The 26,395-nt window shown below is 71.1% G+C and carries 26 protein-coding genes; 7 read left to right on the top strand and 19 right to left on the bottom strand.

The features are described 5' to 3' along the window. The gene (locus BMZ47_RS16535; RefSeq protein ID WP_091863461.1) at positions 1-900 is read right to left on the bottom strand and encodes an NAD(P)-dependent oxidoreductase; all 900 of its coding nucleotides are present in this window, start codon (positions 898-900) and stop codon (positions 1-3) included. Between the two features lie 662 nt (positions 901-1,562). Between BMZ47_RS16535 and BMZ47_RS16530 the strand changes: the two genes are divergently transcribed. From BMZ47_RS16530 to mscL, 3 genes are all read left to right on the top strand, one after another. After that, a complete protein-coding gene (locus BMZ47_RS16530) occupies positions 1,563-2,273 on the top strand; it encodes a phosphatidylserine decarboxylase (RefSeq protein ID WP_091863460.1) in 711 nt (236 codons plus the stop codon). A gap of 6 nt (positions 2,274-2,279) precedes the next feature. Beyond that, complete coding sequence (locus BMZ47_RS16525) at positions 2,280-3,122, top strand: CDP-alcohol phosphatidyltransferase family protein (RefSeq protein WP_007562835.1); 843 nt, start codon at positions 2,280-2,282, stop codon at positions 3,120-3,122. A 69-nt stretch (positions 3,123-3,191) separates the two neighbouring features. Beyond that, positions 3,192-3,620, top strand: a complete 429-nt coding sequence (gene mscL / locus BMZ47_RS16520) for a large conductance mechanosensitive channel protein MscL (protein ID WP_091863459.1) — start codon at positions 3,192-3,194, stop codon at positions 3,618-3,620. A 16-nt stretch (positions 3,621-3,636) separates the two neighbouring features. Here the strand turns inward: mscL and BMZ47_RS16515 are convergent, their stop codons facing one another. The 17 genes from BMZ47_RS16515 to BMZ47_RS16435 form a co-directional block, all read right to left on the bottom strand. Continuing rightward, positions 3,637-3,912 carry a hypothetical protein gene (locus BMZ47_RS16515; RefSeq protein ID WP_007562831.1) on the bottom strand — a complete coding sequence of 92 codons (276 nt, stop codon included), beginning with the start codon at positions 3,910-3,912 and terminating at the stop codon, positions 3,637-3,639. 141 nt (positions 3,913-4,053) lie between these two features. Further along, the gene (locus BMZ47_RS16510; protein WP_091863458.1) at positions 4,054-4,467 is read right to left on the bottom strand and encodes a DUF1236 domain-containing protein; all 414 of its coding nucleotides are present in this window, start codon (positions 4,465-4,467) and stop codon (positions 4,054-4,056) included. Between the two features lie 133 nt (positions 4,468-4,600). Beyond that, entirely contained in the window at positions 4,601-5,341 is a 741-nt protein-coding gene (locus BMZ47_RS16505) for a NepR family anti-sigma factor (protein ID WP_007562827.1), read from the bottom strand. Between the two features lie 160 nt (positions 5,342-5,501). Further along, positions 5,502-6,287, bottom strand: a complete 786-nt coding sequence (locus tag BMZ47_RS16500; RefSeq protein WP_007562825.1) for a class II glutamine amidotransferase — start codon at positions 6,285-6,287, stop codon at positions 5,502-5,504. Between the two features lie 78 nt (positions 6,288-6,365). Beyond that, a complete protein-coding gene (locus tag BMZ47_RS16495) occupies positions 6,366-6,674 on the bottom strand; it encodes a helix-turn-helix domain-containing protein (protein WP_091863457.1) in 309 nt (102 codons plus the stop codon). Between the two features lie 40 nt (positions 6,675-6,714). Beyond that, on the bottom strand, positions 6,715-7,068 hold the full coding sequence (locus BMZ47_RS16490; protein ID WP_091863456.1) for a type II toxin-antitoxin system RelE/ParE family toxin: 354 nt from the start codon (positions 7,066-7,068) through the stop codon (positions 6,715-6,717). Between the two features lie 53 nt (positions 7,069-7,121). Beyond that, a complete protein-coding gene (locus tag BMZ47_RS16485) occupies positions 7,122-7,439 on the bottom strand; it encodes a hypothetical protein (protein WP_007562823.1) in 318 nt (105 codons plus the stop codon). Further along, positions 7,436-7,969, bottom strand: coding sequence for a hypothetical protein (locus BMZ47_RS16480; RefSeq protein WP_007562820.1), 534 nt, complete (start codon positions 7,967-7,969; stop codon positions 7,436-7,438). Before BMZ47_RS16480 ends, BMZ47_RS16485 begins: the two co-directional genes overlap by 4 nt. Before the next feature lie 245 nt (positions 7,970-8,214). Further along, positions 8,215-8,874 carry a cytochrome c oxidase subunit 3 gene (locus tag BMZ47_RS16475; protein WP_007562818.1) on the bottom strand — a complete coding sequence of 220 codons (660 nt, stop codon included), beginning with the start codon at positions 8,872-8,874 and terminating at the stop codon, positions 8,215-8,217. Continuing rightward, positions 8,871-10,547: a cytochrome c oxidase subunit I gene (locus tag BMZ47_RS16470; protein WP_007562817.1), complete on the bottom strand. Its 1,677-nt coding sequence runs from the start codon at positions 10,545-10,547 to the stop codon at positions 8,871-8,873. Before BMZ47_RS16470 ends, BMZ47_RS16475 begins: the two co-directional genes overlap by 4 nt. A gap of 10 nt (positions 10,548-10,557) precedes the next feature. Next, positions 10,558-11,532: a cytochrome c oxidase subunit II gene (coxB, locus tag BMZ47_RS16465; protein WP_091863455.1), complete on the bottom strand. Its 975-nt coding sequence runs from the start codon at positions 11,530-11,532 to the stop codon at positions 10,558-10,560. Positions 11,533-11,537: 5 nt separating this feature from the next. Next, a complete protein-coding gene (locus BMZ47_RS16460; protein WP_091863454.1) occupies positions 11,538-12,026 on the bottom strand; it encodes a hypothetical protein in 489 nt (162 codons plus the stop codon). Then, positions 12,023-13,075, bottom strand: a complete 1,053-nt coding sequence (locus BMZ47_RS16455; RefSeq protein ID WP_091863453.1) for a hypothetical protein — start codon at positions 13,073-13,075, stop codon at positions 12,023-12,025. Before BMZ47_RS16455 ends, BMZ47_RS16460 begins: the two co-directional genes overlap by 4 nt. After that, positions 13,072-13,608, bottom strand: a complete 537-nt coding sequence (locus tag BMZ47_RS16450) for a c-type cytochrome (RefSeq protein ID WP_091863452.1) — start codon at positions 13,606-13,608, stop codon at positions 13,072-13,074. The genes BMZ47_RS16455 and BMZ47_RS16450 overlap by 4 nt, the downstream gene beginning before the upstream one ends. Continuing rightward, complete coding sequence (locus BMZ47_RS16445) at positions 13,605-15,632, bottom strand: quinol:electron acceptor oxidoreductase subunit ActD (RefSeq protein WP_091863451.1); 2,028 nt, start codon at positions 15,630-15,632, stop codon at positions 13,605-13,607. The genes BMZ47_RS16450 and BMZ47_RS16445 overlap by 4 nt, the downstream gene beginning before the upstream one ends. Positions 15,633-15,634: 2 nt before the next feature. Beyond that, positions 15,635-18,601, bottom strand: a complete 2,967-nt coding sequence (locus tag BMZ47_RS16440) for a TAT-variant-translocated molybdopterin oxidoreductase (RefSeq protein WP_091863450.1) — start codon at positions 18,599-18,601, stop codon at positions 15,635-15,637. Beyond that, positions 18,598-19,257 carry a cytochrome c3 family protein gene (locus tag BMZ47_RS16435; protein WP_091863449.1) on the bottom strand — a complete coding sequence of 220 codons (660 nt, stop codon included), beginning with the start codon at positions 19,255-19,257 and terminating at the stop codon, positions 18,598-18,600. Before BMZ47_RS16435 ends, BMZ47_RS16440 begins: the two co-directional genes overlap by 4 nt. Positions 19,258-19,636: 379 nt before the next feature. Here BMZ47_RS16435 and BMZ47_RS16430 point away from each other — a divergent pair, with 379 nt between their 5' ends. The 3 genes from BMZ47_RS16430 to BMZ47_RS16420 all read left to right on the top strand — a co-directional run bounded on the left by BMZ47_RS16430 (position 19,637) and on the right by BMZ47_RS16420 (position 24,694). Then, positions 19,637-22,228 carry a P-loop NTPase family protein gene (locus BMZ47_RS16430; protein WP_091863448.1) on the top strand — a complete coding sequence of 864 codons (2,592 nt, stop codon included), beginning with the start codon at positions 19,637-19,639 and terminating at the stop codon, positions 22,226-22,228. A 116-nt stretch (positions 22,229-22,344) separates the two neighbouring features. Then, on the top strand, positions 22,345-23,547 hold the full coding sequence (locus tag BMZ47_RS16425) for a L,D-transpeptidase family protein (RefSeq protein ID WP_091863447.1): 1,203 nt from the start codon (positions 22,345-22,347) through the stop codon (positions 23,545-23,547). 205 nt (positions 23,548-23,752) lie between these two features. Next, entirely contained in the window at positions 23,753-24,694 is a 942-nt protein-coding gene (locus BMZ47_RS16420; RefSeq protein ID WP_050733633.1) for an MBL fold metallo-hydrolase, read from the top strand. A gap of 9 nt (positions 24,695-24,703) precedes the next feature. Here the strand turns inward: BMZ47_RS16420 and BMZ47_RS16415 are convergent, their stop codons facing one another. Next, complete coding sequence (locus BMZ47_RS16415; RefSeq protein ID WP_244536839.1) at positions 24,704-24,886, bottom strand: hypothetical protein; 183 nt, start codon at positions 24,884-24,886, stop codon at positions 24,704-24,706. A gap of 257 nt (positions 24,887-25,143) precedes the next feature. Here BMZ47_RS16415 and BMZ47_RS16410 point away from each other — a divergent pair, with 257 nt between their 5' ends. Beyond that, positions 25,144-26,331, top strand: coding sequence for a complex I NDUFA9 subunit family protein (locus BMZ47_RS16410; RefSeq protein ID WP_091863445.1), 1,188 nt, complete (start codon positions 25,144-25,146; stop codon positions 26,329-26,331). The last annotated feature ends 64 nt before the right edge of the window (positions 26,332-26,395 follow it).

Here is a 26,395-nt window from a genome sequence, read left to right as displayed (position 1 = left end):
TCACCCGCCGGAGCGGACTTTCACCCCGAGCAGGCCCTCGAACGGCAGCACCATCGCGCCCTTATCCCGGTCGCCGTGGCCCTGGCGCAGGGCGGTCTGGTAGGTCGCGGTGGCCGCCGCCGTGACCGGCATCGGGAAGCCGTGCTCGGCCGCGATCGCCGCGGCGGCGACGAGATCCTTGTAGGCCGCGCCCATCGGATAGCCCTCGTCGAAGCGGCCCTGGAGGATGCGCGGCACGAAATATTGCGACGCGTAGCTCCGGCTCGTCCCCGTGGTGACCACCTGCGCGACCTGGTCCGGATCGAGCCCCATCGCCACCGCCATCGGCAGCACCTCGGCGAGCGCCGCGATGTTGATGTCGTAGAGCACGTTGTTGATCGTCTTGGTGAGCTGGCCGGAGCCCACCGGCCCCATATGCAGGACGCTGGTGCCGATCCGCTCCAGCAGCGGCCGGACCGCCGCGACGGTCTCCGCGTCGCCGCCGCACATCACCGTGAGCGTCCCGGCCTCGGCGCCTGCCGGCGCCCCGGAGACCGGGGCATCGACGAAACGCCGCCCGGTCGCCGCCAGGGCGCCCCCGATGGCTAGCGCCTTGGCATGCGCGATGGTGCTGAGATCCACCACGATCGCCCCCGGCGCCAGCCGCTCGGCCAGGGGATCCCCGCCGAACAGGGCCGCCTCGACCACGTCGCCGTTCGGCAGGCACAGGAACAGCACCTCCGCCCCGTCGAGGGCGGCGGGATCCGCCGTCGCGACGAGGCCCGGCCCGTCGAGCCCGGCGAGGCGCGCCGGTTCGGCATCCACCGCCACGAGGGTCTCGGAGTCGGCGCGCTTGGCCGCGAGGTTGCGGGCGATGGGAAGCCCCATCGCGCCGAGGCCGAGGATGGCGAGCTTCTGCACCGGACGCGTTCCCCCTTGCGGCACTGGACCAGGCCAGCGGCGCTCTTTGGGACAGCCCCGCTCGCCCCGCCGTCATGGCGAGCGCGGCGAAGCACACCAGTGCGGCGCGCGATTCCCGTAGGGAACGTGTCCCTGGATTGCTTCGCTGCGCTCGCCATGACGGAAGGCCGCAGCCATCCCTTCGAGAGGACCTGTATCGGACGTATCAAGGGGCGCCGCAATCTTGGATGGCGTGTCCCACTCCTTGAAGATGCTCCTATTTTGTACGCGTAGCCGTCACCTATCCCTCGATGCGTCGGGCGCGATCGCGCAGCGCTTTGGCTGAAGTCCGTTCGGTGGCTGATCTGCGGGCTCGGGGCGCTGACAAGACATCGCGACGCAAAAGACAGCAGCGGCCGTAGTTGAGGCCCGGTCGGTGCCGCGGGTCGCCGCGGGGATCGGATCCGGCGCGTGTTGGGCCGACATCTGGATCCCCTTGGCGCCCCGGCTCCCTCTGCCGGGCGACCCTCTTCCATGTCCCGGCCCGCAGGCGGGTGGGGACCATGACGCATGTCTGGTAGAGCCTCGGAACGCCCCGCAAAGTTGACGCCGGCCCGGCAGGCTGCCATCCGCGCGTCCTGAGATGTCCGCCCGCAAGCGGCGCCGTTCGAGTCCGAAAAGCAATGACAGACCTGATCGAGACGATCCGCCGGACGCTCGTGCCGATTCACAAGGAGGGCTATCCCTTCATCCTGATCGGCATCGTGCTCACGGTGCTGGCCGGCTATTTCTCGCAGTTCTTCGGGTGGATCTTCCTGATCCTCACCCTCTGGGTCTGCTACTTCTTCCGCGACCCGGAGCGGATCACCCCGGTGGCCGACGGGCTGGTGGTCTCGCCCGCGGACGGGCGCGTCAACCTGATCGCCACCGTGCTGCCGCCCCCGGAGCTCGACCTGCCGCAGGTCCCGACCCTGCGGGTCTCGGTATTCATGAACGTGTTCGACTGCCACGTGAACCGGGTGCCGGTCTCCGGGCGAATCGGGCAGATCCACTACACGCCGGGCCTGTTCCTCAACGCCGAGCTCGACAAGGCCAGCGACGACAACGAGCGCAACGGCATGGTCATCGAGACCAGCCATGCCGGGCAGGCCAAGCGCGTCGGCGTGGTGCAGATCGCCGGGCTGGTGGCGCGGCGAATCGTCGGCTTCGTCTCGGCCGGGGACACGCTGGCGGTGGGCGAGCGCTTCGGGTTGATCCGGTTCGGCTCGCGGGTCGACGTCTACCTACCGGCCGGCGCCACCGTGCTGGTCGGCCTCGGCCAGAAGGCGGTGGCCGGCGAGACGGTGCTGGCCGATCTCGGCGGCGGCCCGGGGCGGCAGTTCAAGCGGATCTAGACGATCATGGACGACCTGTTCCCGCCCTTCGCGCCCGATCCGAACGAGCCGCGCCCGCGCCGGTTCAAGCCGGTGCCGTTCCGGATGATCGCGCCCAACATGATCACCCTGATGGCGCTCTGCCTCGGGCTGACCGCGATCCGGCTCGCCTTCGAGGGCAAGTTCGAGCCCGCCGTCATCGCCGTGGTGGCGGCCGGCGTGCTCGACGGGATCGACGGGCGGGTGGCGCGGCTGCTCAAGGGCACGTCCCGGTTCGGGGCGGAACTCGATTCGCTGGCCGACTTCGTGAATTTCGGCTGCGCCCCGGCGCTGATCCTCTACGGCTTCGCGCTGTTCCACCTCAAATCCGCCGGCTGGATCGTGGCGCTGATCTTCGCCATCGCCATGGCCCTGCGGCTCGCGCGCTTCAACGCGATGCTGGACGACCCGAACCGGCCCGAATGGAAGAAGGATTTCTTCGTCGGCATGCCGGCGCCCGCAGGAGCGCTGACCGCGATGCTGCCGCTCTACCTGCATTTCCTCGGCCTGGGCGGCGACACCTGGGCCGCCCCGGCGATCCTGATCTACGTGCTGGCCATCGCCCTGCTGGTAGTCTCCACGGTCCCGACCTTCTCGGGCAAGACCATGGGCAAGCGGGTGCCGCGCAGCCTCGTCCTGCCGATCTTCCTGTTCGGGGTCGCGGCCTTCGGCATCCTGATCAGCTATCCGTTCGAGGCCCTGGTGGCCGTGAGCGGCGGCTACCTGCTGACCATCCCGGTGGTGGCGGCCCAGTATCGCCGCCGCGCCAAGGCCGAACTAGCCGCCGCGGTCGACGAGCCGTCGGGACCTGCGGCGATCGGTGGGGGATAGACCGAGGCCAGCGCTGGCTTTCGCGCGCCTCCGGCCTAGGTTGGCCGGGGATACCGGCGGGGGTTGGGGATGCTCGAAGAGTTCAAGAAGTTCGCGCTGCGCGGGAACGTGGTCGACCTCGCGGTCGGCGTGATCATCGGCGCGGCCTTCGGGGCGATCGTCAACTCGGCGGTGCAGGACCTGTTCATGCCGGCGATCGGCGCGATCACCGGCGGGCTCGATTTCTCGAACTACTACATCCCGCTCTCGTCCAAGGTTCAGGCCGGGCTGCCCTATGCGGATGCCAAAAAGCAGGGCGCTGTCTTGGGTTACGGCCAGTTCCTGACGTTGACCCTCAACTTCCTGATCGTCGCCCTCGTGCTGTTCCTGGTGATCCGGGCCATGAACAAGCTGCAGCATGCCGAGGCCAAGAAGCCCGAGGCGGTGGCCGAGGTCCCGGCGGATGTGAAGTTGCTGTCCGAGATCCGCGATCTCCTGGCCGAGAAGCCGCGGGTCTGACGGTCAGGTCCGACGCTCAGGTCTTGGGCTTGTCGGCATCCTCCGGATTGACCCCGAGGGCGTCGAGGATCTGGTCGAGGGCCTGGCCCACCGCGCCGGTGCCCTCCTCGTGAGTCTTCAGCCGGGTCTCGAGCCGGCGGATCTGCGGCTCGAACGCGTCCGGCACCGGGTCGTCCCCGAGGAATCGGGGCTTGTCCGGACCGACGGGCAGCACGCCGCGCAGCTGCTGGCCGAGATGGTCACGCACCGGTTCCGGCAGCGTTGCGCCGGGGTCGCTCGGATCCTGGCTCATGATCTCCTCACATATGCCTTGGCGCATCAACGACTTCGCCGGAGAACCGTTGCGCCGCCGTCGCGGGTCGCAGATCGAAGACGGGCCCCGAAGCGGGTCGCTCCGGGGCCCGGTGGGCCGGCGCGGGACCGGCCCGGCTGATTAGTCGATGACCTCGACGATCCGGTGACCGCGATCGACCAGGACCGGACGATCGTTCACGACCGTGTAGCGGTAGCCCGGCTGCACGCGGTACTCGGACGGGACGTCGTAGTAGGTGACGCCGGAGGTCGGCAGCGTGGAGCCGACGGCGACGCGGCCGTCGTAATCGTACGAGCGGACGTTGCGCTCGCGGACGTAGCTGCGGAAGCGCGGCGCCATGTCGACGCCGAGGATGCCGCCGACCGTGCCGGTGGCCGCGCCGACGGCGCCGCCGACGATCCCGCCGATCGGGCCGGCCGCGTCGTTACCGGCGGCCGCGCCGCGCTCGGCACCCGGGATGGTGCCCTGGGCCTGGGCGGCGAGCGGCAGCGACAGGACGAGAGCCGAGGCGGCGATGAGGGTCTTGAGGGTCATACAGGATCACTCCGTTCCGTGGCGTTCCGCCGCAACGAGGCGACGAAGCTCGGGCCGGTAACGCCCGATCCCCGGAAACGGATGCATCCTTTCTCCGGCGCGATGCGCCGAAGACCACGCAGCCCAGAGTTTACTAGGCGTCCTTGGGCATCGCCGACTGGATGAACCGGTCGGAACCCAGATCCTCCTCGTCGTAGCCCAGCAGCTCGGCCAGCCGGCCGCGGGCGCGGCTGACGCGGCTCTTCACGGTGCCGACCTTGCAGCCCATGATCGTGGCCGCCTCCTCGTAGGAGACGCCCTCGGCGCCGACCAGCACCAGCGCCTCGCGCTGGTCCGGCGGCAGCTTGGCCAGGGCCGATTGCAGATCCTCGACGTCGAGCCGGTCGCCCTGATGCGGGGCCGTGGCCAGCCGCGCCGCGTATGAGCCGTCCTGGTCCTCGACCTCGCGGACCCGCTTGCGGTGATCCGAGTAGAAGATGTTACGCAGGATCGTAAACAACCATGCGTTGAGGTTGGTCCCCGGCTGGAACCGGGCGCGGTGCTGCCAGCCCTTCAGCAGGGTGTCCTGGACGAGGTCGTCGGAGCGGGCGGGGTTCGAGGTCAGCGACAGCGCGAAGGCGCGCAGGGACGGCACCGCCGCGAGCAGGCCGTTGCGGAATTCCGGCTCGATCGCCTCGCCGCGGGCGCGCAGCGCCTCTTCCAGCTTCTCGATCAGGTCGGCGAAGCGGGAGGGAAGCACCTCTTCACCGATCCGCTCGTAGACGGTGCGCAAGTGCTCGCCGAGATGCGTGCGGATGTTCGGCGCGAGGTTCGGGCGGCCATCCTGAAGCCCGTCCTCTTGGGATAGGACGGTGTCGGTCTCGTCGCGGCTCATGCGTGTCGTGCTCGTCAGCTCATCGTGGCTCGACCTGCGGTCCGGAACGGTCGAGGCGGATCGCTTGCCGGCCGAACTCCCTTCAAGTCCGGTCGATGCTCTCCTGTTACGGTCGTTCTAGCGCATCGGGGGCGCGCATGCACCCTCGCTCAAGTCGTCCTCAGGAGAGCCCGGCCGGTCTCAACAGGCGGATCGCCCCATCGCGCAGGGTCAGGACGTCGCCGCGGGCGAGGTCGGTCCAGCACTCGTCCCGGGTCAGCGCCTGGGTGGCGATGACCGTGACCACGTCGCTCTCGGAGGTCTCCTGCGCGAAATCGACCTGCCAATCCTCGTCGATCAACGTGGCGGTGCCGAACGGCGCCCGGCGGGTGAGATAGCAGAGGCGCTTGCCGCAATGCGCGTAGAGGGTGCGGCTGTCGGTCAGCAGCATATTGAAGACGCCCAGCGCGTGCAGCTCGCCCGCGAGGTCGGCCACCGCCCGGTCGAGGGTCTCGGGCCGGGGCAGGGCCTTGAACCGCGCCTGGAGGCGGCCGAGCATCCAGCAGAAGGCGTGCTCGCTGTCGGTGGAGCCGATCGGCATGAAGCTGCCGAGCGGCAGGCGCTTCACGCCCTTGAGCTGCCCGTTATGCGCGAAGGTCCACCGGCGGCCCCACAATTCGCGCGCGAACGGGTGGGTGTTCTCCAGGCTGACCCGGCCGCGATTGGCCTTGCGGACATGGGCGACGACGATGCGGCTCTTGATCGGCATGTCGCGCAGCAGCCGGGCCAGCTGCGAGCGCGAGCTCGGCTCCGGCTCGTGGAAGCTGCGACAGGTCCGCCCGTCATAGAAGCTGATGCCCCAGCCATCGGCATGGGGCCCGGTGTCGCCGCCGCGCCGGGCGAGCCCGGCGAACGAGAAGCGGATGTCGGTCGGCACGTTGGCGCTCATGCCGAGCAATTCGCACATAGTCGCCGACTTTCCACCCGAACCGCATCCGCGGGTGAGCGGATTTAGAGACGTTCGACCTTCGCGACAACCGAAGTTTCAGTCTCGTGTCTGCGCACGCTCCAGAGCGCGGAGCACCGCAGCGGAATCATGGCGGATCACGGTCAGATAGGCCAGCGTCGCGGCATCCGGTCGAGTGCGGCCCCTCTCAAGGTCGCGAAGGGTCCCGATCGGAAAGCCGAAGCGGGCCGCGAATTCGGCCTGCGTGAAACCGAGCTCCCGACGCACGACCTTCACGTCGAGCGTCTGCGGGCTGTGGACGCGATAGGTCCCCGGCTCGGCTTCGCCGCGGACGATGGCAAGGGCCTGCTGCGCGGCCTCGACCAGCCCTTCCCCGAACGCGGTCATCTCTCGCCTCTCGATACAACTCGTATCCACCATGTGTGGATCACCCGTGCCTGTGCAAACCCGCTCGATACGCCGCGACGAGGTCCGTCAGCGCCGCCCTGACGGCATGCCGCTCGGCATGGCTGATATCGACGCGCTGCCCCTTCGAAACCAGACGAAGCAGGAAGACGGGCAGATCATCAACAACGTAGAATGTAATGACCCTATAGCCCCCGGACTTGCCCTTGCCGCGGCCGCCGATCCTGACCTTTCGGGCTCCGCCGGTCTCCGGGATGAGATCACCAGCGCTCGGATCCGCTGCAATCGCATCGATGATCGTCGCCATCTCGCTGTCCGAGACGCCCGCGGCTTTCGCGTCAGCCAGAAATTTCGGCGTCAGGACGACCGTGTGCATGAGTCTCGACGGTAGAGATCAGCCGTCGGGACGCAAGATGGGGCGCTCAACCTTCACCGAGCAAGATAATCGGTCAGCGTCATCCCGATCATGATGGCGACCCAGAAGAAACCGAGCACCGAGAACAGCCGCACCAGCGGCGGCTCGTGGATCACCTCCATGGAGACCAGGAGGATCAGGGCCACCATCACGGCGACCACGAGGAGCTCGACGACCCAGACCTGGGGGAAGGGCAGGGTGGCCCCCAGGGTGACGTTGACCGCGAGCAGGGCCAGCAGCGCCAGGAAGGTCAGCACCGGCGTGCGCAGCCGCCGCCGGAGCAGGGCGCGGTCTTCGGCGCTCAGGGTCGACCAGGGCGCAAGCAGCCTCATGCCTGATGCTGCCCCGGACCGACATGGCCGGTTCGATCCGGAAGCATCGCGAGGGCGTCCTGCGCGGCGGCGGCGGCGTCCGGATCCGGCCCGGCGGCGAGTGCGGTGAGTTGAGCGCTCGCGACGCGGCGGCTCTCGGGATCCGCCATCGACACGCGATCCGCGTCCAGAAAGTGAAGCGCCTCGGACCGCGCCTCGAAGGAGCCGTTGCGCAGGATGTTGAGGAGGCCCTCCAGAGAAAGCGTCCCGCCCAACTCGTCGAGGGCGAACAGGAGCGACCCAGATTGCGGCGCGACGTCAGCCCGCCGGAGGAGCACGCCGATGCGTTCTGCGGCACCGTCCGCCTTCAGGTCCGCGAGCGCCAGAGCGGCGGCGTTGCGCAGGCGGTGTGAACCGGTCCGGTCGAGAAGGCGCGCGATCTCCGCCGTCGTCAGGGCCGGCGGCCGGCTCCCGATGTCGCGCAGCCACGCGATCATCTGCTCCTCGTCGACGGAGCCCGGAGATTCCCAATCCTGTAGAGCGACGGCCATGCTCAAGACCTTACACGATTCCGACCTGAGTTGATCCACGCCTCGTATCCCGCAAGCGCCTGCTCCCGGCTCTCCAGATCGCGTCCCCCGGACTCCTCCTTGCCAACGCGATGCCACCAGCGCCGAAAGGCTTCGAAGTCAGGTTGCTCGTCGAGGCCGAACCAACGGTCGCGCCGGGTCTGCGATCCGCCCCGAAAGCGGCCGCTCGGCTCCTTCGACATCGCATCGCATCCCCCGACTCAGACTCATCGGTTCACCACGTAGAGGATCGGGAAGGCCAGGATCCAGACGAGGTCGATGAAGTGCCAGTACAGGCCGTAGACCTCGATCCAGTTCTGGTGGCGGGACAGGAATCCGGCCTTGGCGGCCATCCAGGTCATGCCGAGCAGGAGCGCGATGCCGGTGAACAGGTGGAGCGCGTGCAGGATCGTGGCGACGTAGTAGAGGTTCACGAACAGCCGTGCCGGCGGCGTCTCGGCCAGCGCGAAGGGCCGGTTGCTCAGGAACGGCATCATGTGCTCGTCCCAGTCGGCGTAATACTCGTAGCCCTTGAGCACCAGGAACAGGCTGCCCAGCGCCGCGGTGGCGAGCATCGCCCGGACCATGGCGCGCTGCCAGCCGATCCGCGAGAACTCGATCGCCATCGACATGGTCAGGCTGGAGCAGATCAGCACCACGGTGTTGACCGCGCCGATCCAGAACTTGAGGTGCTTGGCCGCCGCGACCGTCGCCTCGGGATGCTGGATCCGGGTGATCAGAGCCACCAGGAACAGGGCCGAGAACAGCAGCAGCTCGGTGATCAGCCAGGCCCAGATGCCGAGCGTCGCGGCGGCGCGCTGCTGGCCCACCGTCTCGAAATGCCCGGCGCGGGAGACCCCGACGCCCTCTGCCAGTCCCTCGCTCATCCGTGCTGGTCCCGGGCTTCCTGCGCCTGGATCGGGTAATCGTAGGGGATGCGCGGCACCTCGGGCGGCGAGTGGAAATTGTGCTTGGGCGGCGGCGAGGCGGTCTCCCATTCGAGCCCCTTCGCGTTCCACGGATTGGCCGGCGCCTTCCGGCCGAACCACAGGGAATAGACGAGGTAGAGCATCGGGAAGATGTAGCCCGCGGCCAGGATCGTGGCGCCGGCCGAGGACAGCACGTTCAAGAGCTGGAACTCGACCGGGTAGGTCGCGTAGCGCCGGGGCATCCCGAGATAGCCGAGGATGAACTGCGGGAAGAAGGTGACGTTGAAGCCGAGGAAGATCAGCACCGCCGAGACCCGGCCCCAGGGCTCGCTGTACATCCGGCCGGTGAATTTCGGCCACCAGAAGTGCAGGCCGCCCAGGAAGGCCAGCACCGTGCCGCCGACCATGATGTAGTGGAAATGCGCGACCACGAAGTAGGTCGCGTGGATGTGCTGGTTGATGGCGAGGGTCGCGAGGTAGAGGCCGGTGAGCCCGCCGAGCACGAACAGCCCGATATAGCCCATGGCGTAGAGCATCGGCGTGTCGAGCCGCAGGCTGCCCTTATGGATCGTGGCAGTCCAGTTGTAGACCTTCACGGCCGAGGGCACCGCCACCGCGAAGGACAGGGCGGAGAAGACCAGGGAGGCCAGGTCGCTCTGGCCGTTGACGAACATGTGATGGCCCCAGACGAAGAAGGTCACCGAGGCCAGCCCGATCGACGCGTAGGCGACGAAGCGGTAGCCGAACAGCTTCTTCTGCGCGAAGGCCGGGACGATCTCCGAGATCACCCCCATGCCGGGCAGGACCATGATGTACACGGCCGGGTGCGAGTAGAACCAGAACAGGTGCTGGAACAGCACCGGGTCGCCGCCATAGGCCGGATCGAACACGCCGATATGGAAGCCGCGCTCCATGATCAGCAGGATCAGCGCGGTGGTGATCACCGGGGTGGCCAGCAGGAAGATCAGGCTGGTGGCGTAGTGCGCCCAGACGAAGATCGGCAGCTTGAACCACGTCATGCCGGGGGCCCGCATGGTGTGGATCGTGACCACGAAGTTCAGGCCGGTGAGGATCGACGAGAAGCCCACGATGGTCACGCCGATCAGGGCCGGCAGGACCCAGGTGTTCGAGAAGGCGGTGGAGAGCGGGGCGTAGAAGGTCCAGCCGGTGTCGACGCCGCCGAGCACCAGCGAGACCAGGGTGAAGAACGCCCCGGCCATGAATACGTACCAGCTCGTCAGGTTGAGCTTGGGGAAGGCCAGGTCCTTGGCCCCGATCATCAGCGGGATCAGGAAATTGCCGAAGGTCGCCGGGATCGACGGGATCAGGAAGAACCACACCATCACCACGCCGTGAATGGTGAAGGCCTTGTTGTAGGTGTCGTTGGTCATGATCGCGCCGTTCGGCACGATCAGCGCCAGCCGGACCACGCCGGCCGCCACGGCCCCGATCACGAAGAAGCCGGTGATCGAGGTGAGGTACAGGATCGCGATGCGCTTGTGGTCGGTGGTGAGGAACCACGAGCGCAGGGTCGAATCCGCGTGGAGATAATCCGCCTTGCGCCCGAGGGTGGCCTCCGGCGCGTGCGGCTCGCGGCGGGCCGTGCCGCCGACGCTGCCCGTTGCGCTCATGGTGTCGCCCTCATGGATTCGCCTGCGCGGCCTTGCCGGAGGCCGGCGCCGTGTAGGATTTCAGGAAGTCGATGAGGCGACCGAGCTCGTCCTCCGGGATCCGCCCGGCAAAGCTCGGCATGACCTGCTTGTAGCCCTCGGCGAGCCGGTCGCCGTTCGGGTTCAGGATCTTCTCGCGCAGCCAGGTCTCGTCGGCCGTCACGGTGCGGCCATCGGCGAGCTTCACCGGGCTGCCGTAGAGGCCGACGAGGCTCGGGGCCTTCACGGTTGAGCCGGGATCGTGGCAGCCGGCGCAGCCATAGGCCTCGTAGAGGGTGCGGCCGGCCGCGACCTTGCTCTGCTGCGCGCCGGCATGGGTCAGCCACTCCTGGTAGTCGCCCGGGTTCATGAAGGTGACCTGGCCGCCCATCACGGAATGGTCGGTGCCGCAATATTCCGAGCAGTGCAGGTGATAGGTGCCGATCTTGTCGGCCTTGAACCACAGGTCGGTGTAGCGGTCGGGCAGGGCGGCGACCTGCAGGCGCAGGGCCGGCAGGTAGAGGGCGTGGATCACGTCCTGGCTGATGATCCGCAGGCGGATCGGCTGCCCGATCGGCAGGTGGAGGTCGTTGATCTCGGCCTGGCCGGTCGGGTGCTGGAACTTCCACATCCATTGCCGCCCGATCGCCTCGATCACCATCGCGTCGGGCGGCGCGTTCTTCGAGGCGATGAACAGGCGCGCGCCCCAGACGAAGAAGATCAGCGTCAGCAGGAACGGGATCAGCATCCAGCTGATCTCGATCAGGTTGGAGCGGATGCCGGACGGGTGCCGGTCCGCCTCCGAGCCCTCCCGGTAGCGCAGGGCGAAATAGGTGATCGCCACGAAGACCGGCACGGTCAGCAGCAGGGTCAGGACCGTGAAGGCCAGGATTAACAGATCCGTCTCGGACGCTGTGGCCGAGATCGCGGGGGGCCAGAGTTCGAGGGCTGCGTGGTTCGGCGTCATCCTGTCTACCGTTCCGGCGCGTCGAGGGAGCGGCCGACGATCAGCTCCATGGCCCGGTCGACCGGGATGCGGGCCCGGGTGCGGGCCGGATCGCTGTAGCCGTAGCCGGAGACCTGCGCCGCCGCTCCGGCCCGCTGGCGGTCGAGATCGGCATAGGGATCCGCCTGGAGGTTCGGCGGCGGCGGCGTCAGGGGCGCGGTCTGCTGGCGGGTGAGGGGCGGCAGGCTCCGGCGCTGGCTGGCGCTGAAGGCGCCCATCAGCCAGACCATGGTGCCGATCACCGTGAGGACCGCGAGCGCGAGGCCCGCCATCACCAGCGCGGTGTTGCGGACGCTGACGTCGCGCGTCTCGTAGCCGGGACCGTCCGGATCGCGCGGGGCGTTGGCCGGCGTGCCGCGGGGCGGCCGGCCGTTCAGCAGGCCGCTGCCGCGCAGGGTCAGCCCGGCCAGGATCGCCGGGATCAGGCCGGGACCGGGGGTGCCGCCGGCGCTCATGCGACCCTCCCGGCGCGCCGGGCTTTCGGGGCCGCGCGCCCGCCCAGCAGGGGATGCAGCGCGGCGGCCAGACACGCCACCGCCAGGGCGGCGAGCGCGTCGGCCGGGCGGATCACGAACCGGTCGCGCAGGGCCGGCGTCACCAGCCAGAACATCTCGAGCGCGTGCACGGCGAGCGCGGCGCCGGCCAGGATCCGGGTGGTCGGGCGGCCCGGACGGAGGGTCGCGAGCCCGGCCAGCACCACGACGATCCCGGCCGCGATCGACAGGCCGCGCCCGAGCCCGCCGCCGCGAGCGAAGTACCAGGACACCTCCGGCGGCAGGTTGGCCGACCAGACGATCAGGAACTGCACGAAACGCAGGAACGCCCAGAGGCCGAGCAGGACCACCAGGGGGACCAGCCGGCCCCGCCCGGGCGGGGTGCGCCCGCGACCCACCGGCTCCGGCTCCTCCCAGGCGAGCAGGATCGCGGCCGCGAAGGCCAACCCGCTCCAGGCGGTCATCACAAGCAGGCCGAGCAGGGCGGAATCGAGCCGCGGGTCGAGGGAGGCGATGACGTCGGTGGTGAACAAGGTGCCGACCACCGCGTGGAGCCCCACCGCCGGCACGGTGCGGCCCTCGCCCGGCTCGTCGAAGGGCCGCGCGAAGCGGAAGGCCAGCCAGGTCCAGGCCGCGAGATACGCGATCACCCGGGCCGCGAAGAACGGCGTGGTGAACCAGAGCGCGGCGAGCGGCGTGCGCGGCGCCGCCCCGACCCAGGGATAGAGCAGCGGCACGGCGGCGAGGAGCGGCAACCCCAGCAGCGCGGCCACCGGCATCAAAGCCATCAGCCGGCGCAGGGCCGCCAGCATCTCGACGCCGCCGCGCTCGCGCACGCGCTTGCCGAAGCGCTCGGCCACGATCGTCACCGGCAGCGCCCCCACCGGCAGCGCCAGGAGGACGAGCCAGGCGGAGAGATACCCGCAGGCCGCGCCGCGCCAGCCGCCCGCGAGGAAGCAGCCGGCCAGCAGGCCGAGGCCGAGGAGGCCGAGGAGGAGGGGGCGGCTCACTGGGTCGCCTCCAGCCGGGCCCGGTCGTCCGGCGGCAGGCTCGCCACGGGGGCGTCCTGGCTGAGCTGGAGCGCCCGCACATAGGCGACGATCGCCCAGCGGTCGGCGGAGGGGATCATCTGCGCCATGCCGAACATGGCGCGCCTGCCGTTGCCGATGGCGTCGTAGATCTCGGCGGCCGGGGCCTTGCGCAGGGGCTCGGCCGTGAGGTCGCCGGCATGCGGGAAGCCGCGGGCCACGACGATGCCCTGGCCGCGCCCGTCCTGGCCGTGGCAGGGAGTGCAGAACACCGCGTAGCGCTGCCGGCCGCGCTCGACCAGGTCCTGGCTGATCGTCTGCGGCTGCGGCGCCTCCCGCGCCGGGTCGGTCCGCGGCACGGTCCCGGGGACCGGCTGGCGCATGGTGAGCTGGCGGGGGAAGAACGGGTTCCGGTCCCAGGTCTTGGCCCGGGCCTGGTCGTCCATGTTGGCCTCGCCGCAGGCCGAGAGGGCCGGCAGCGCCGCGACGAGGATGAGGCCGACGGCGCGCCTCATCGCGGGATCCTGCGGATCTCGAGGGGACGCCCGGCCTCGACCGGCAGGCCGGTGAGCCGCCGCTCGAACCGGGCCGCGTCGAACCGGTCGCCGCGCGCCTCCGCGGAGAGGAAGAACCGGTCGTCCGAGGCGCGCAGGAAGCCCGGGATGTTGAAGGCCGGGTGGTTCAGCCGCGGCAGGCGGTTGAGCACGAGCAGCGCGAGGTGGATCGCGATGCAGCCGGTCATCATCGCGAAGGAGATGCTCGGCACCACGAAGGACGGCCAGGACAGGCGCGGGCGCCCGCCGATCAGGAACACGTAATCGTAGGCCGTGGCGTAGACGCACATGGCGTAGAAGCCCGCGCCGCCGAGCAGCGCGCCGGCGAGCGCGTAGGGCAGGATCGAGCGCCCCTCCAGGCCCAGCGCCCGCAAGGTCCGGGGCATCGGCACCGGCCCGTGCCCATCGAGATGGACCTGGTCCGGCGGGCTGATCGACGACACCGCCTGCAGGGCGGCGGCGAGGTCGGACTGGCTGGCGAAGGTCGCGGACACGCCCCAGAGCGGCGCCGGCCCGGGATTCTCCTCCGGGCGGAGGGTGGCCCGGGACGCGGCCTCCCGGGCGGCGGCCTCGGTGCCCGGGGCCCGGGCGAGGGCCAGGCGCCGGCTCTCGATGATCGAGACCGCCGGCAGGTAGCGCAGGAACAGCAGCAGCAGGGTCAGGAACAGGCCGAGCGAGCCCGCGAAGGTGGCGATGCCCCAGGGATCCGGCCCGTAGGGCAGCCGCGAGGAGGGCAGGAAGTCCTGGGTCAGGGTGACGACCAGGACCATGACGTGGTCGGCATAGGCGCCGGCCGCCACGAGGAGCCCGACCGCGGCGAGCACCAGCGGCGCCGTGCGGGCGCGGGCCGACCACAGCACCTGCGCCGGCAGGACCAGGCCGAGGATCGCCGTCCACGAGACCAGGGCGTGGTCGCCGGTCATGCGCCGCACCAGAACGCCCCGCGCCTCCGGATCGCCGTTGAGGAACGTGTCGAAATACTCGGCGGCGTAGCAATAGGCGCTGGCGCAGCCGAGGCAGAGCAGCAGGCGGCCGAGCACGTCGAGATGGCGCACGCTGACCAGGGCGTCGAGGCCGTAGACGATGCGGATCAGCACCACGATCGCCGCGGTGACGCCGACGCCGGAATAGACCGCGTTCACCAGGAAGCTCACCGGCAGGAGCGTACTGTGCCAGCCCGGCATCAGCGATCCGGCGAGCATCACCGAGGCGCCGGTCTGGACCGAGACCACCAGCAGCACGCCGAGCAGGGCCACGGTCCGGTAGGCCTGGACCCAGATCTGCCAATGGGCGGCCGAGCCGCGCCAGCCGGAGGCGACGATGCCGTAGATCTGCGCGCGCAGCAAAGCGAGCTTGCGGGTGCGGGCCTTGGCGTCGCTCTGGCGCATCGCCTCCACGAAGGCGCGGTCGCGCAAGGTGGCGAGGTCCGGCAGCATCCCGATGAACCAGAGGCTCACGCAGATCACCAGGAAGGCGACGATGTCGATCGCGTCCCAGAGCAGCGGCGAGCGGAATTGCGGCCAGAGATTGTAGGTGTTGGGGTAGGGCAGGTTCCAGAAGAAGAACCACGGCCGCCCGAGATGGATGATCGGGTAGAGCCCGGCCGACGCGGTGGCGAGCAGCGCCAGGGTCTCGGCGATGCGGTTCACGGCCCCGCGCCACTCCGCCCCGAGCAGGAGCAGCACGGCCGAGACCAGCAGGCTGCCCGAGGCGACGCCGATCCACCAATCGTAGCTCGCGATGTCGAGCGCCCAGACGACGGCGTTGTTGTTGGCCCAGACCCCCGGCCCTGCATAGAGCAGGTAGCCGAGGGTGAAGCCGAACACGCCGAGCAACGCCACCGCCCCCGCGAAGGCGATCCACCAGCGGCGGTTGCGCGGATGGGTCAGCGGGATCGCCGCCACCGCGCCGCCGATGCCCTGGAGGGTTTCTTCCGGGCCGATCAGGGGGCCGGCGGGCTGGCCGCCGAAGAGGGCGCCGGACATGCTCAGCCCTCCCGTCCGGTGGGATCGGCCGCGGGCGCGAGCCCGGCGAGGTAGGTGGTGCGCGGGCGCGTGTTCAGGTGGCCGAGCAGCGCGTATTCCCGCGGATCCTTGCGGGCGGCCGAGACCCGGCTTCCCGGATCGGCGACGTTGCCGAAGGTGATCGCCCGGGTCGGGCAGGCGCCCTGGCAGGCGGTCTCGACGGCGCCGTCCGGGATCGGGGCATGCGCATCCTTGGCCGAGATGATCCGGGCCGCCGCGATGCGCTGGATGCAGTAGGTGCACTTCTCCATCACGCCGCGGGCGCGGACCGTGACCTCGGGATTGCGCTGCTGCTGCTGCACCGGGGTCATGCCGCCCGTGTAGTCCAGGTAGTTGAAGCGGCGGACCTTGTAGGGGCAGTAGCTCTGGCAGGTCCGGGTGCCGACGCAGCGGTTGTAGACCTGGAGGTTCAGGCCCTCGCTGTCGTGCAGGGTCGCCTCCACGGGGCAGCCGACCTCGCAGGGCGCCTGCTCGCAATGCATGCACGGCACCGGCTGGAAATGCGTCGCCGGCGCGTCGAGGTCGCCCGCGTAGTAGCGGTCGACCCGCAGCCAGCCCATCCAGCGCCCGAGCGCGACCTCCTCGCGCCCGACCACCGGGATGTTGTTCTCGGCCTGACAGGCGGTGACGCAGGCGTTGCAGCCGATGCAGGCGTCGAGGTCGATCGCCATGCCCCATTGCGCCGCCTCGCCGGTGATCTGGCTCTCCGGGGGCGGGTAGAACGAGGCCGGGGCCGCCGCGTCCTTGGGGTCGCCCACCGGGGCGGCGCCGAGAGCCTGGACCCGGACGATGTCCTGCCCCTCCATCGTGCCGAGGTTCTGGGTGGTCGCCGGCATGCGACGTCGGCCGGTCTTGGTCAGCCGCGCCCCGGTGAGCCGCCAGGGCGTCGCGACGGGCCGCAGGGTGGCGGCGTCGTAGCCGAGGCCGTTCGAGAGGTGGTCCGGCACGTTGCGGCCGTAGCCGAGGCTCAGGGTCACGGTCTCGGCGGCCTGGCCGGGCAGGATCCAGGCGGCGCCCTCGACGGCGCGCCCGTCGGCCTCGACCCGCACGATATCGCCCATGGCGATGCCCTCGCGCTCGGCGAGATGCGGGCTGAGGGCGACGACGTTCTCCCAGACGATCTTGGTCAGGGGTTTGGGCAGCTCCTGCAGCCAGGCGAGGTCGGCATGGGTGCCGTCCCAGATCGTGGGATCGGGGCGGAACACCACCTCGATCCCGCCCGGAGCAGGCGCCGGGCGGGCGGGCGGCGCCTCCTGGGTGAGGGCGACATCCTCGGCGGCGCCGGCGCTGTCCGGAAAGAACCCCCGGCGCAGGGCATCGGCGAAGCGGGCCTCGAAGGCGGCCGCATCCTCGCCCTCCTTCCGCCAGCGCGCCTTGACCAGGCCGAGCGCGTCCGCGCCGCCCTCGCTCCCGCGCCCATCGGTCAGGAAGGCCAGCATGTCCTGGAGGGTGCGGCCGTTATAGAGCGGCGCCACCGTCGGCTGGATCAGCCCGACCGTGCCGTCGAGGGATCGCACGTCGCCCCAGGATTCGAGCGGGTGGGCGGTGGGCAGGTGCCAGTCGGCATGGGCCCCGGTCTCGTCGGCATAGAGCCCGGCATGGATCTTGAGCGGCACGCGCTCCATCCGGGCCGCGAAATCGAGGGCGGCCGGGGCGTCGTAGACCGGGTTGGCGCCGAGCACGATCAGCACCTTGACGGCGCCGCGCTCCATCGCCTCCGCCAGTTCCGCCAGCGTGCCCGCGCCGTGCTCGACGACAGGCGCCGCGTGCCGCAGGGTCGCGCCGGTATTGCCCAGCGCGCCGTTCAGGCGGTGGACCAGGGCGTGCAGGTCGGGGCTCGTGGTGAGCCCGGCGGTGACGATGCCGGCGCCGCGCGCCTCAATCAGCGCCTTGGCGGCACCCCGGACCCAGCGAGAGACCGGATCGTCGCCCCCGGGCGCCGCGCCGCCCCCGGCCACGCCCAGAAGATCATGCGCCAGGGCTTCGAGGCGGCCCTCCGGTACGGCCACCGCGTGATCCGCCTTGGCGCTGGTCAGCGTCGGGGTCGGCGCCGCGGCGTGGAGGCTGAGCAGGCGGCCCTCGGCATAGGCCGCGCGGCGGCCCGCGCTCCAGCGCCCCGACAGGCCGACCTGGCCGGGCCCGAGATCGAGGAAGTCGCCGTCCAGGGCCACGATGGTGCGCGCCCGGCCGAAATCCGGAATCGTCTCCAGCGGCCGGCCATAGGCGCGGCGCGCGCCCTCGTAGATCGCCTCGCGGCCCGCCCCGCCGCCGACGAACCAGCGCGAGGCCGGATAGGCGGCCCGCATCCGGGCGATCTGCGCCGCCACGGTGGGCGAGGTCACCGGCCCGGTCAGCACCGCGATCCCCTCGCCCCCGGCCGCGTGCCAGGCCGGCATCTGCGCCTGGAGCTCCGCCCGGAACGCCGCCCAGGAGCTCGGCTTGCCGAGATGCTGCACCGCCTGGGAGCGGAACGGATCGTAGAGGCCGAGCACCGAGGCCTGCGCCAGCACGTCGGTGCCGCCGAGGCTCCAGGGATGCTCGGGATTGCCCTCGATCTTCAGGGGCCGCCCGTTGCGGGTGGTGACCAGGATGCCGTTGCCGAACCCGTCGAACACGGCCGAGGAGGCGTAGGACAGGTCCGTGCCCGGCACGATCCGCTCGGGCTGGTTGACGTAGGGCACCTCGTAATCCCGGCTCGCGCCGCCGCCGCAGGCGGTGAGGCCGCCGAGCGCGAAGGAGGCGGCCATCAGCTTCAGGAAGCCGCGCCGCTCCGGGGAGGCCGCGAGCCGGGCCGCGGAGGGGAACTCGGCCGCGAGGTAGTCGCGGAATTCCGGGCTGTCGGCGACGGCGTCGAGGCTGCGCCAGAAGCGCGGGCCGTCGCTGCCGGCGAGCTTCTCGCGCAGGGACGCGATGTCGGATCCGCTGGTCATCGGTGGCAGATCCCGCACTCGGTCAGCCGCGAACCGCCGCGGATATGGTACTCGGCCACGAGCTTCGGACCGAGCGTCGCCTGGTCGGCCGGCGGCTTCCAGGTCATGTTCCAGACCTGGTCGGGCGTGCGGACGTATTTCTCCGGCGCCTGATGGCAATCGAGGCAGAACTGCATCTCGAAGGCGTTGGCCCGGTAGGTCATCTGCATCGACGTGACGTCGCCGTGGCAGGTCGAGCAGCCGATCCCCTTCGTCACATGCACCGAGTGGTTGTAGTAGACGTATTGCGGCAGCTTGTTCAGCCGGACCCATTCCAGCGGCTTGTCCTGCGCGTAGCTGTCGCGCACCGGCTTGAGCATGTCCGAGCCGGTCCAGATCTGCGAATGGCAGGTCATGCAGGTATGGGTCGGCGGGATGCCGGCCGAGGCCACCTTGCCGACGGTGGTGTGGCAGTAGCGGCAATCGATGCCGAGCTCGCCCGAATGGTGCTTGTGGCTGAACGGCACCGGCTGGGCCGGGGCGATGCCGACCCCCGTGACGTAGTTCGAGCGCACGATCCCGGCCGCCAGAACCGGCAGGCCGACCAGGCAGGCCACGCCGGTCATCAGGGCGAGCCGGTAGACCGCGTCCGCGCCGGGCGTGAACAGCTGCGCCATCAGGTGCGCCCGCCGGACAGGCCAGCACGCCCGGAAGGCGCGAAGGTCCGGTCGTCGGGTTCGATCTGCTCAGCCTCGCGCCGCAAGCGTCGCCCCACCATTGGTCCCGGGTTGAAGTGTGCGGTGCACCGGATCGCTCGCGCAATGCGACCAAAGCGGCCGGGCCCCGCGGCGGCCGCAGCGCGACCGTCCCGGATGCCTCGCTGCCGAACCTAGAGCTTTTCCAGACGAGGGCTAGAACATGGATCAGAATGCCGGCCGCCGCGTGCGCCGGCTCCGCGCCACTTCCCGCCGGCGGCGCGAGGGCCTATGCGCTGCCTGACCAGGATCCGGCGGCCCGATCCCGCCGCCGCCCAAACCGGACTCGCCCCGGAGCCCTATGGATTCCGATCCCATCGTCCTGACCTGGCGCGCGGCCCGCCGCCTGCACGCTTCCGCGGCCGCCCTCGCGGTCGGAATCGGCGCCCCGCTCTGCGCGCTCGCCCTCCTGTGCCTGCGGGATCTGGTCGCGGTGCTGCCGCACGACGAGGCGCCGACGCTGCGGTTCCTGCGGCTCGCCCTGTCGCTGCCCGGCCGCGAGATCGTGCTGGCCCCCGGCTTCGCGATGCGCCCGGTCGACCTGGAGCTCGCCGCCTTCCTGTGCATCGCCGTCTGCGCCCTGGCCCTGGCGGGGATCGGCTGGGTCGTGGCGCGCCTGTGCTTCAAGGCCCAGAACCGGGCCGCGGACGCCGTCCGGGAGAACGTCCTGCGGGCGATCCTCGACGCGCCGGCCGGGGCCCGGGACGAGGCCCGCAGCCTGGCGCGCCTCGTCGGCGAGGTTCTGGGCCGGGGCGACCGGCTGCTCGCCGCCGGGATCGTCGTGCCGGCGATGACGCTCGCCGCCCTGCTCCTGGCGCTCGGCTTCGCGGGGCTGGCGGCGCCCCGGCTGATCCCGACCGCGGCGATCGGGCTGGCGGCGATCGGGCTCGCCTACGGTCTGGTGCTGGAGCGCGCCCGGGACCGGCAGGACCTGCGGCTGCGCACGAGCACCCGCGCCGAGACGAACCTGAACGACCTGGTGCGGCGGCTGCCGGCGGTTCGCGTCCACGGGGCCGCCGCCCTCGAGCGGACGCGCATCGCCGCCCGGGTCGCGGCGATGCGCACCAACGTGGCCCGGGCCGAGGCGCGGCTGGCCTATGCCCGGGCGCCGGCGCTGGCCCTGGCGGTGATCCTGCCGGCGATCGCCGTCGGCACGGCCCTGTGGCGTTCCGCGACGCCAGGCGCCCCGCCGGCACCGCCGGTCGATCCCGCCGCGCTCCTGGCCGCCACCGGAGCGTTCGGCCTCGCCGGCTGGCTCGCGGCGATCTGCGCCCGGCTCTGGACGGTGCGCAAATCGGTCCGCCCGCGCTTCCGGGACGTCGCGCGCATCATCGCCCAGCTGCAGGGACGGCAGGCGCGGGCGCCCCGGACCGGGGTCGCGCCGCCGCCGCTGCCCCGCTCCGGGATCCTGGCGACCCAGGGGGTCGGCGCCTTCGATCCGGCCACGGGCGAGCGGCTGACCGGCGTCGACGTCGCCGTCACCATGCCGGGCCACGTGGCGATCACCGGCAGCCGGGGCAGCGGCGCCCGGGTGCTGGCCGCGGTGCTGGCCGGCCAGGTCGAGCCGACCGCCGGCGCCGTCACCTATGCGGGCTCCGACCTGCGCGGCTTCGACGCCGCCGAGCGCGCCCGCCGCATCGCCTTCGCGGCCGGGGAGGCGATCCTGATGGAGGGCTCGCTCCGCCAGAACCTGCTCTACGGCACCGAGCCGGCCAACGCCCCCGACGACATCGCGCTGATCGGGATCTGCCGGCTCGCGGGGCTCGACAGTTTCGTCTACGCCCGCGGCCTCACCGGCCGCCTGGACCCGGCCAGCCAGCCCCGTCTGGCGGCGGCGATCGTGGCGGCCCGCCGGACCATGCGGGCAGCCCTGGCCGCCAAGGGGGCCGAGCGGCTGGTCGAGCCGTTCGACCCGGACCGCTACAACCACCAGGCCAGCATCGGCGAGAACATCCTGTTCGGCGAGCCGGTGGGCGGCGCCTTCGCGCCCCTGCGGTTCGCCCGCCACCCCTACCTGCGGGCGGTGCTGGAGGCCGAGGAGCTGGTGCGCCCCCTCACCGAGATCGGCCTGGCGGTCGCCCGCAGCACGGTGGAGATCTTCGCCGACCTGCCCAACGACCATTCGCTCTTCGACAATTACTCGCTGTTCCAGGCCTCGGAGCGCGGCTACTTCGAAGACCTCGTCGTCCGTCTGCCGAATGCCGCGAGCCTGCGCCGCGGGCCCGCCGGCCAGCGCGATCGCACGCGGCTGATCGGCCTCGCCCTGCGCTACAGCGAATCCCGCCACCGCTTCGGGCTGATCGACGCCGCCTTCGAGCAGCGCCTCGTGCAGGCGCGCCGCTCGTTCGCCCGGATGCTGCCGCCGCATCTCGCGGGCGCCGTCGAGTTCCACGATCCCAGCCGGGTCAATCCGGCGGCGAGCCTGGAGGAGAACCTCTTGTTCGGCCGGATCAGCCTCGGCGAGGCCAATGCCGAGCCGCGGGTGCGAGCGCTGGTGCAGCGCGTTCTCGCCGACGAGGGGCTCGAAGCCTCCGTCTACAGCCTCGGCCTGGACAGCAAGGTCGAGATCCAGCCCAGCACCGGCGCGCTGACGGACGGCGCCATCAACGCCCGGGAGCGCGTCGCGATCGAGCTGGCCCGCTGCCTCGCCCGCGAGCCCGACATCCTGGTGGTCGCGGTGGCGCTCGAGGACCGCACGGTCGAGGGCGTGCGCGAGCGCCTCGCCCGGCTCCGGCAGGCGAGGGCCGGCCGCGGCTTCATCGTCTGCCTGCCCGAAGCGGGCGTGTCCGACGGGATCGAGCCGTTCGACGCGGTGATCGCAGTGGAGAACAGCGCCCTGGCCGCGCCCCCGGTTCGCGAGACGGCCGAAGAGGCGGAGCCTGCCCTCGCCTGAGCGGCGGGCCGGCGACCGCGCCGGCCTCACGACGGCCGCAATGGCCCGTCAGGTCGGGACGCCGTGCTCGACCGGCACGCCACGCCTTCGCCCGGCCGATCCAGCGCGGACGGTTCATGCCTCTCCCGATCCCGAGATCCTTCGCCGCCGGCCTCGTGCTCCTGACCGTCTGCGGCCCGGTCGCGGCGCAGGCCGGGAAGGCCGACGCGCCGATCCCGGCCGCGACGCTCGCCCTGATGGCGCAGAAGGGCACCACGGCCGCCGCCCCGGTGCTGTTCCGGGCCTACAAGAAGGAATCCGAGATCGAGGTCTGGAAGAAGGGCCCGGCCGGGTTCGTCCACATCAAGACCTTCCCGATCTGCCGCTGGTCCGGCCAGCTCGGCCCCAAGCGCAAGAGCGGCGACCGGCAGACCCCGGAAGGGTTCTACATGGTGCCCAAGCGCCAGATGAACCCGAACTCGCATTACTACCTGTCCTTCGACGTCGGCTATCCCAACGCCTACGACCGCGCCCATGGCGGCACCGGCTCGGCCGTGATGGTCCACGGCATCTGCTCGTCGATGGGCTGCTTCGCCATGACCGACGCCACGGTCGGCGAGATCTACGCCATCGCGCGCGAGGCCCTGAACGGCGGGCAGGCGGCGTTCCAGTTCCAGTCCTACCCGTTCCGGATGAGCGCCGAGAACATGGCCCGTCACCGGGCCGACCCGAACATCGCGTTCTGGCGCGAGCTGAAGGCCGGGTCCGACCGGTTCGAGGCGAGCCGGGAGGAGCTTCAGGTCTCGGTGGTCGCCGGCCGCTACGCCTTCGCGCCGTCCCGGGATCCCGCCCGGGAGGCCGCTGTCGCGACCTATCACGCCGTCGAGGAGGCGCGCATGGCCGCGCTCGCGGAAGCCGGCGAGCCGGCCGTGCGCACCACCTATTCCGACGGCGGCCAGCACGCCTTCTGGGCGGCCTACACGGCCCGGGGCGGCGCCGTCGGCGACATCAGCCGGCCGGAGGCGCTGGCCTATGCCGGCCAGGAGGTGGTGGTCGTGCCGGGCCACCGGGCGCCGCGCCCGGTGCCGGAATCCGTCTGGGCCGCCTGGGCCGCGCCGGATTCGGGGCTCGCGCTGCGGCACATGGCCGGCTTCGTCCCGTCCTACGAGCGCGCGCCCGACCCGTTCGGGGCCCTGGCGGGCCGCCTCCCGGCGCGCTACAGCGACGCCCTGCCGTCCCTGCTGGCGGCGGGCCTGGCCGATTCGCGCGGCGCCGTCGCCGGACACCCGATTCCCGCCGGCGCGGGGGCCGGCCTGATCGCCTCGGCCGAGCGTCTCTAGGGGTGGCGCCGCCCCGAAGCGCGGCCGGTTCGTGTGCGCGGCCGCACATCACGGCCGCCTGCGACCCCCCAATTCATTGTCAGGCAGGGGATGAGCGGTACTCCTGTCCCGTCGGCCGGCCCTATTCAGCGCTACCTTCCCGGAACGGCGACGGGGTTTCGATCGTAACGGATTGGGACCGACTGTCCGCAGATTCGTGATCGCCATGTCCAATTGTTCCGAGCCGACTATCCGTGCGGCCGACGAGGGCCTCGTCCTCCGCTTCTGGGGCGTCCGCGGCTCGACCCCGGTCAGCGGCCCGCAATACGCCGAATTCGGCGGCAGCACGCCCTGCATCGAGGTGCGCTGCGGCGAGCGGATGTTCGTGGTCGATGCCGGCTCGGGCATCTACAATCTCGGCCAGGGCCACCGCACCGATCTGCCGCGGGAAGTCGACCTGCTGTTCAGCCACCTGCACCTCGACCACACCGCGGGGCTGCCGTTCTTCAAGCCGGCGGTCCTCGATTCCGACCGGGTGATCAACACCTATTGCGGAAATCTCGGCGGCGAATCGGCCGGCCCGACCCTCGACCGCCTGTTCGCGCCGCCGCTATTCCCGGTTACGCTCGACAAGCTGTGCTGCACCTTCAACCACCACGGTTTCGAGGCCGGCCAGACCCTGACCTTCCCGGACGGCGCCCGGGTCGACACGATCCTGCTGAACCACCCGCAGGGCTCGGTCGGCTACCGGTTCGAGCATGCCGGCCGGCGCCTGTGCCTGATCAGCGACATCGAGCACAGCGATCCGTGGCCGGAGCCCGAGCTGGCCCGGTTCGTCGCCGGCGCCGACCTCATGGTCTATGACGGCATGTTCACCGACGGCGAGTACCCGACCTGCCGTGGCTGGGGGCACTCGACCTGGCAGAAGGGCGTCGAGCTCGCGCAGACCGCCGGGGTCAAGGCGCTGGCGATCATCCACCTGCACCCGGCCCATTCCGACACGGCCTTGCGCGACATGGAGGCGGATCTCCAGGCCGAGATGCCCACCGCCTTCATCGCCCGGGAGCTTCAGAGCATCACGGTCGGCGCGCCGCGCTCGGTGGGCCGCCGCGCGGGCGGCCGCCCCACGGTGGCGCGCGAGGTCCGCCGCCGGATCAGGGTCGCCTGATCCCGTAGGTCAGGTAGAGCGTCCGCGCCGCGTCTGGCCGAACCTGCGATAGGCGAACAGGACGAACAGCGCGACACCGACCGTCAGGATGCTCCAGCCATAGGTGGTGACGAGCTGCGCATCGATCGGATGGCCGATCTGGCCCAGCGCGACGAGCAGGCCGAAGACGGCGATCACCGCTGAGACGAGCATCCCTAGAATCATCGTGGTCCCCGGCGCGTCCCGGCCGGCACCCCGGCCCGGCGAATTCGTCCGTGGAAATGCGCGGGACCGGCCCCCGTTCCCGGTCGCTTCCGGCGCTGCGAAGCGCTAATCGCGCCCCGACGCGCATGGGCGGCTCCCAAGGCGCCGAACTTAGGCTAAGTAGGCGCGCACGACGGCGCCCCGGGGCGCGCGAGGAGCCCGAGACCACGGCGATGACCGGCCCACAGAACACGCCTCAGGACAGCATGCCCGCAACCACCGCCGCTTCGGGCCCGCTGCGCCCGCAATCCCAGCTCGTGACCATCTTCGGTGGCTCCGGCTTCCTGGGCCGCCACGTGGTGCGGGCGCTCGCCAAGCGCGGCTACCGGATCCGCGTCGCGGTGCGCCGGCCGGACCTGGCGCTGTTCCTGCAGCCGCTGGGCAAGGTCAACCAGATCGTGGCCGTCCAGGCCAACCTCCGCTACCCCGAATCGGTGGCCCGCGCGGCCGAGCGCTCGGACGTGGTGATCAACCTCGTCGGTATCCTCCAGGAGACCGGGTCGCAGAGCTTCGCGCGGCTTCAGGTCGACGGCGCCGCGGAGATCGCCCGCGCCGCCGCCCGGCAGGGCGCCCGGATGATCCACGTCTCGGCGATCGGGGCGGACCCGGCCTCGCCGTCGCTCTACGCCCGCACCAAGGCCGAGGGTGAGGCCCGGGTCTTCGCCGCCTGCCCGGATGCCGTGGTGTTCCGGCCATCGCTGGTCTTCGGGCCGGGCGACAGCTTCTTCAACCGCTTCGCCGGCCTTGCCCGGGCGCTGCCGGTCCTGCCGCTCGCGGGCGGCCAGTCGCGCTTCCAGCCGGTCTTCGTCGGCGACGTCGCCGAGGCGATCGCCCGGGCGGTGGACGGCGTCGTGCCGGGGGGCAAGGTCTACGAGCTCGGCGGCCCCGAGGTGGCGACGCTGGAGCACCTCGTGCGCTACATGCTGAAGACGATCCAGCGCAAGCGCGCCGTGGTCGACCTGCCGCTGCCCGTGGCCAAGCTCCAGGCCCGGCTCCTGGAGGTCGCCGACACGCTCACCTTCGGCCTGCTGCCGGACAGCCTGAAGCTGACCCGCGACCAGGTGATCCTGCTCCAGAACGACAACGTCGTGTCCGAGGCCGCCAAGGCCGAGGGCCGGACCATCGAGGCGCTCGGGATCACCCCGACCGCCGCCGAGGCGGTGGTGCCGGGCTATCTCTGGCCGTTCCGCAAGGCCGGCCAGTTCGCCACCGACCGGGACGAGGAATACCTGGCCGAGGTGCCGGACTCGATCGCACCGACGCCCATGGCGGCGGGCTCCCAGCACAGGCCGCAGACCGCGTCCGGGCCGGCGATCGGCGCCGATGCCGGCAGCTCCCCCGGCAGCGCCCAGAGCCGCATGGGTACCCGCTGGGGTACCCGGACGATGAGCTGAACCGGGGTTTCAAAAGGCCTTCGACCTTTTGCGGGTCCAGGGCGGAGCCCTGGGTCAAGCGAAG

Source organism: Methylobacterium brachiatum (assembly GCF_900113845.1).
In the GTDB taxonomy this organism is placed as follows: Bacteria; Pseudomonadota; Alphaproteobacteria; order Rhizobiales; family Beijerinckiaceae; genus Methylobacterium; species Methylobacterium brachiatum.
Note: the sequence above shows the minus strand (reverse complement) of the source record. Positions and strands in the feature narration are given on the sequence as shown.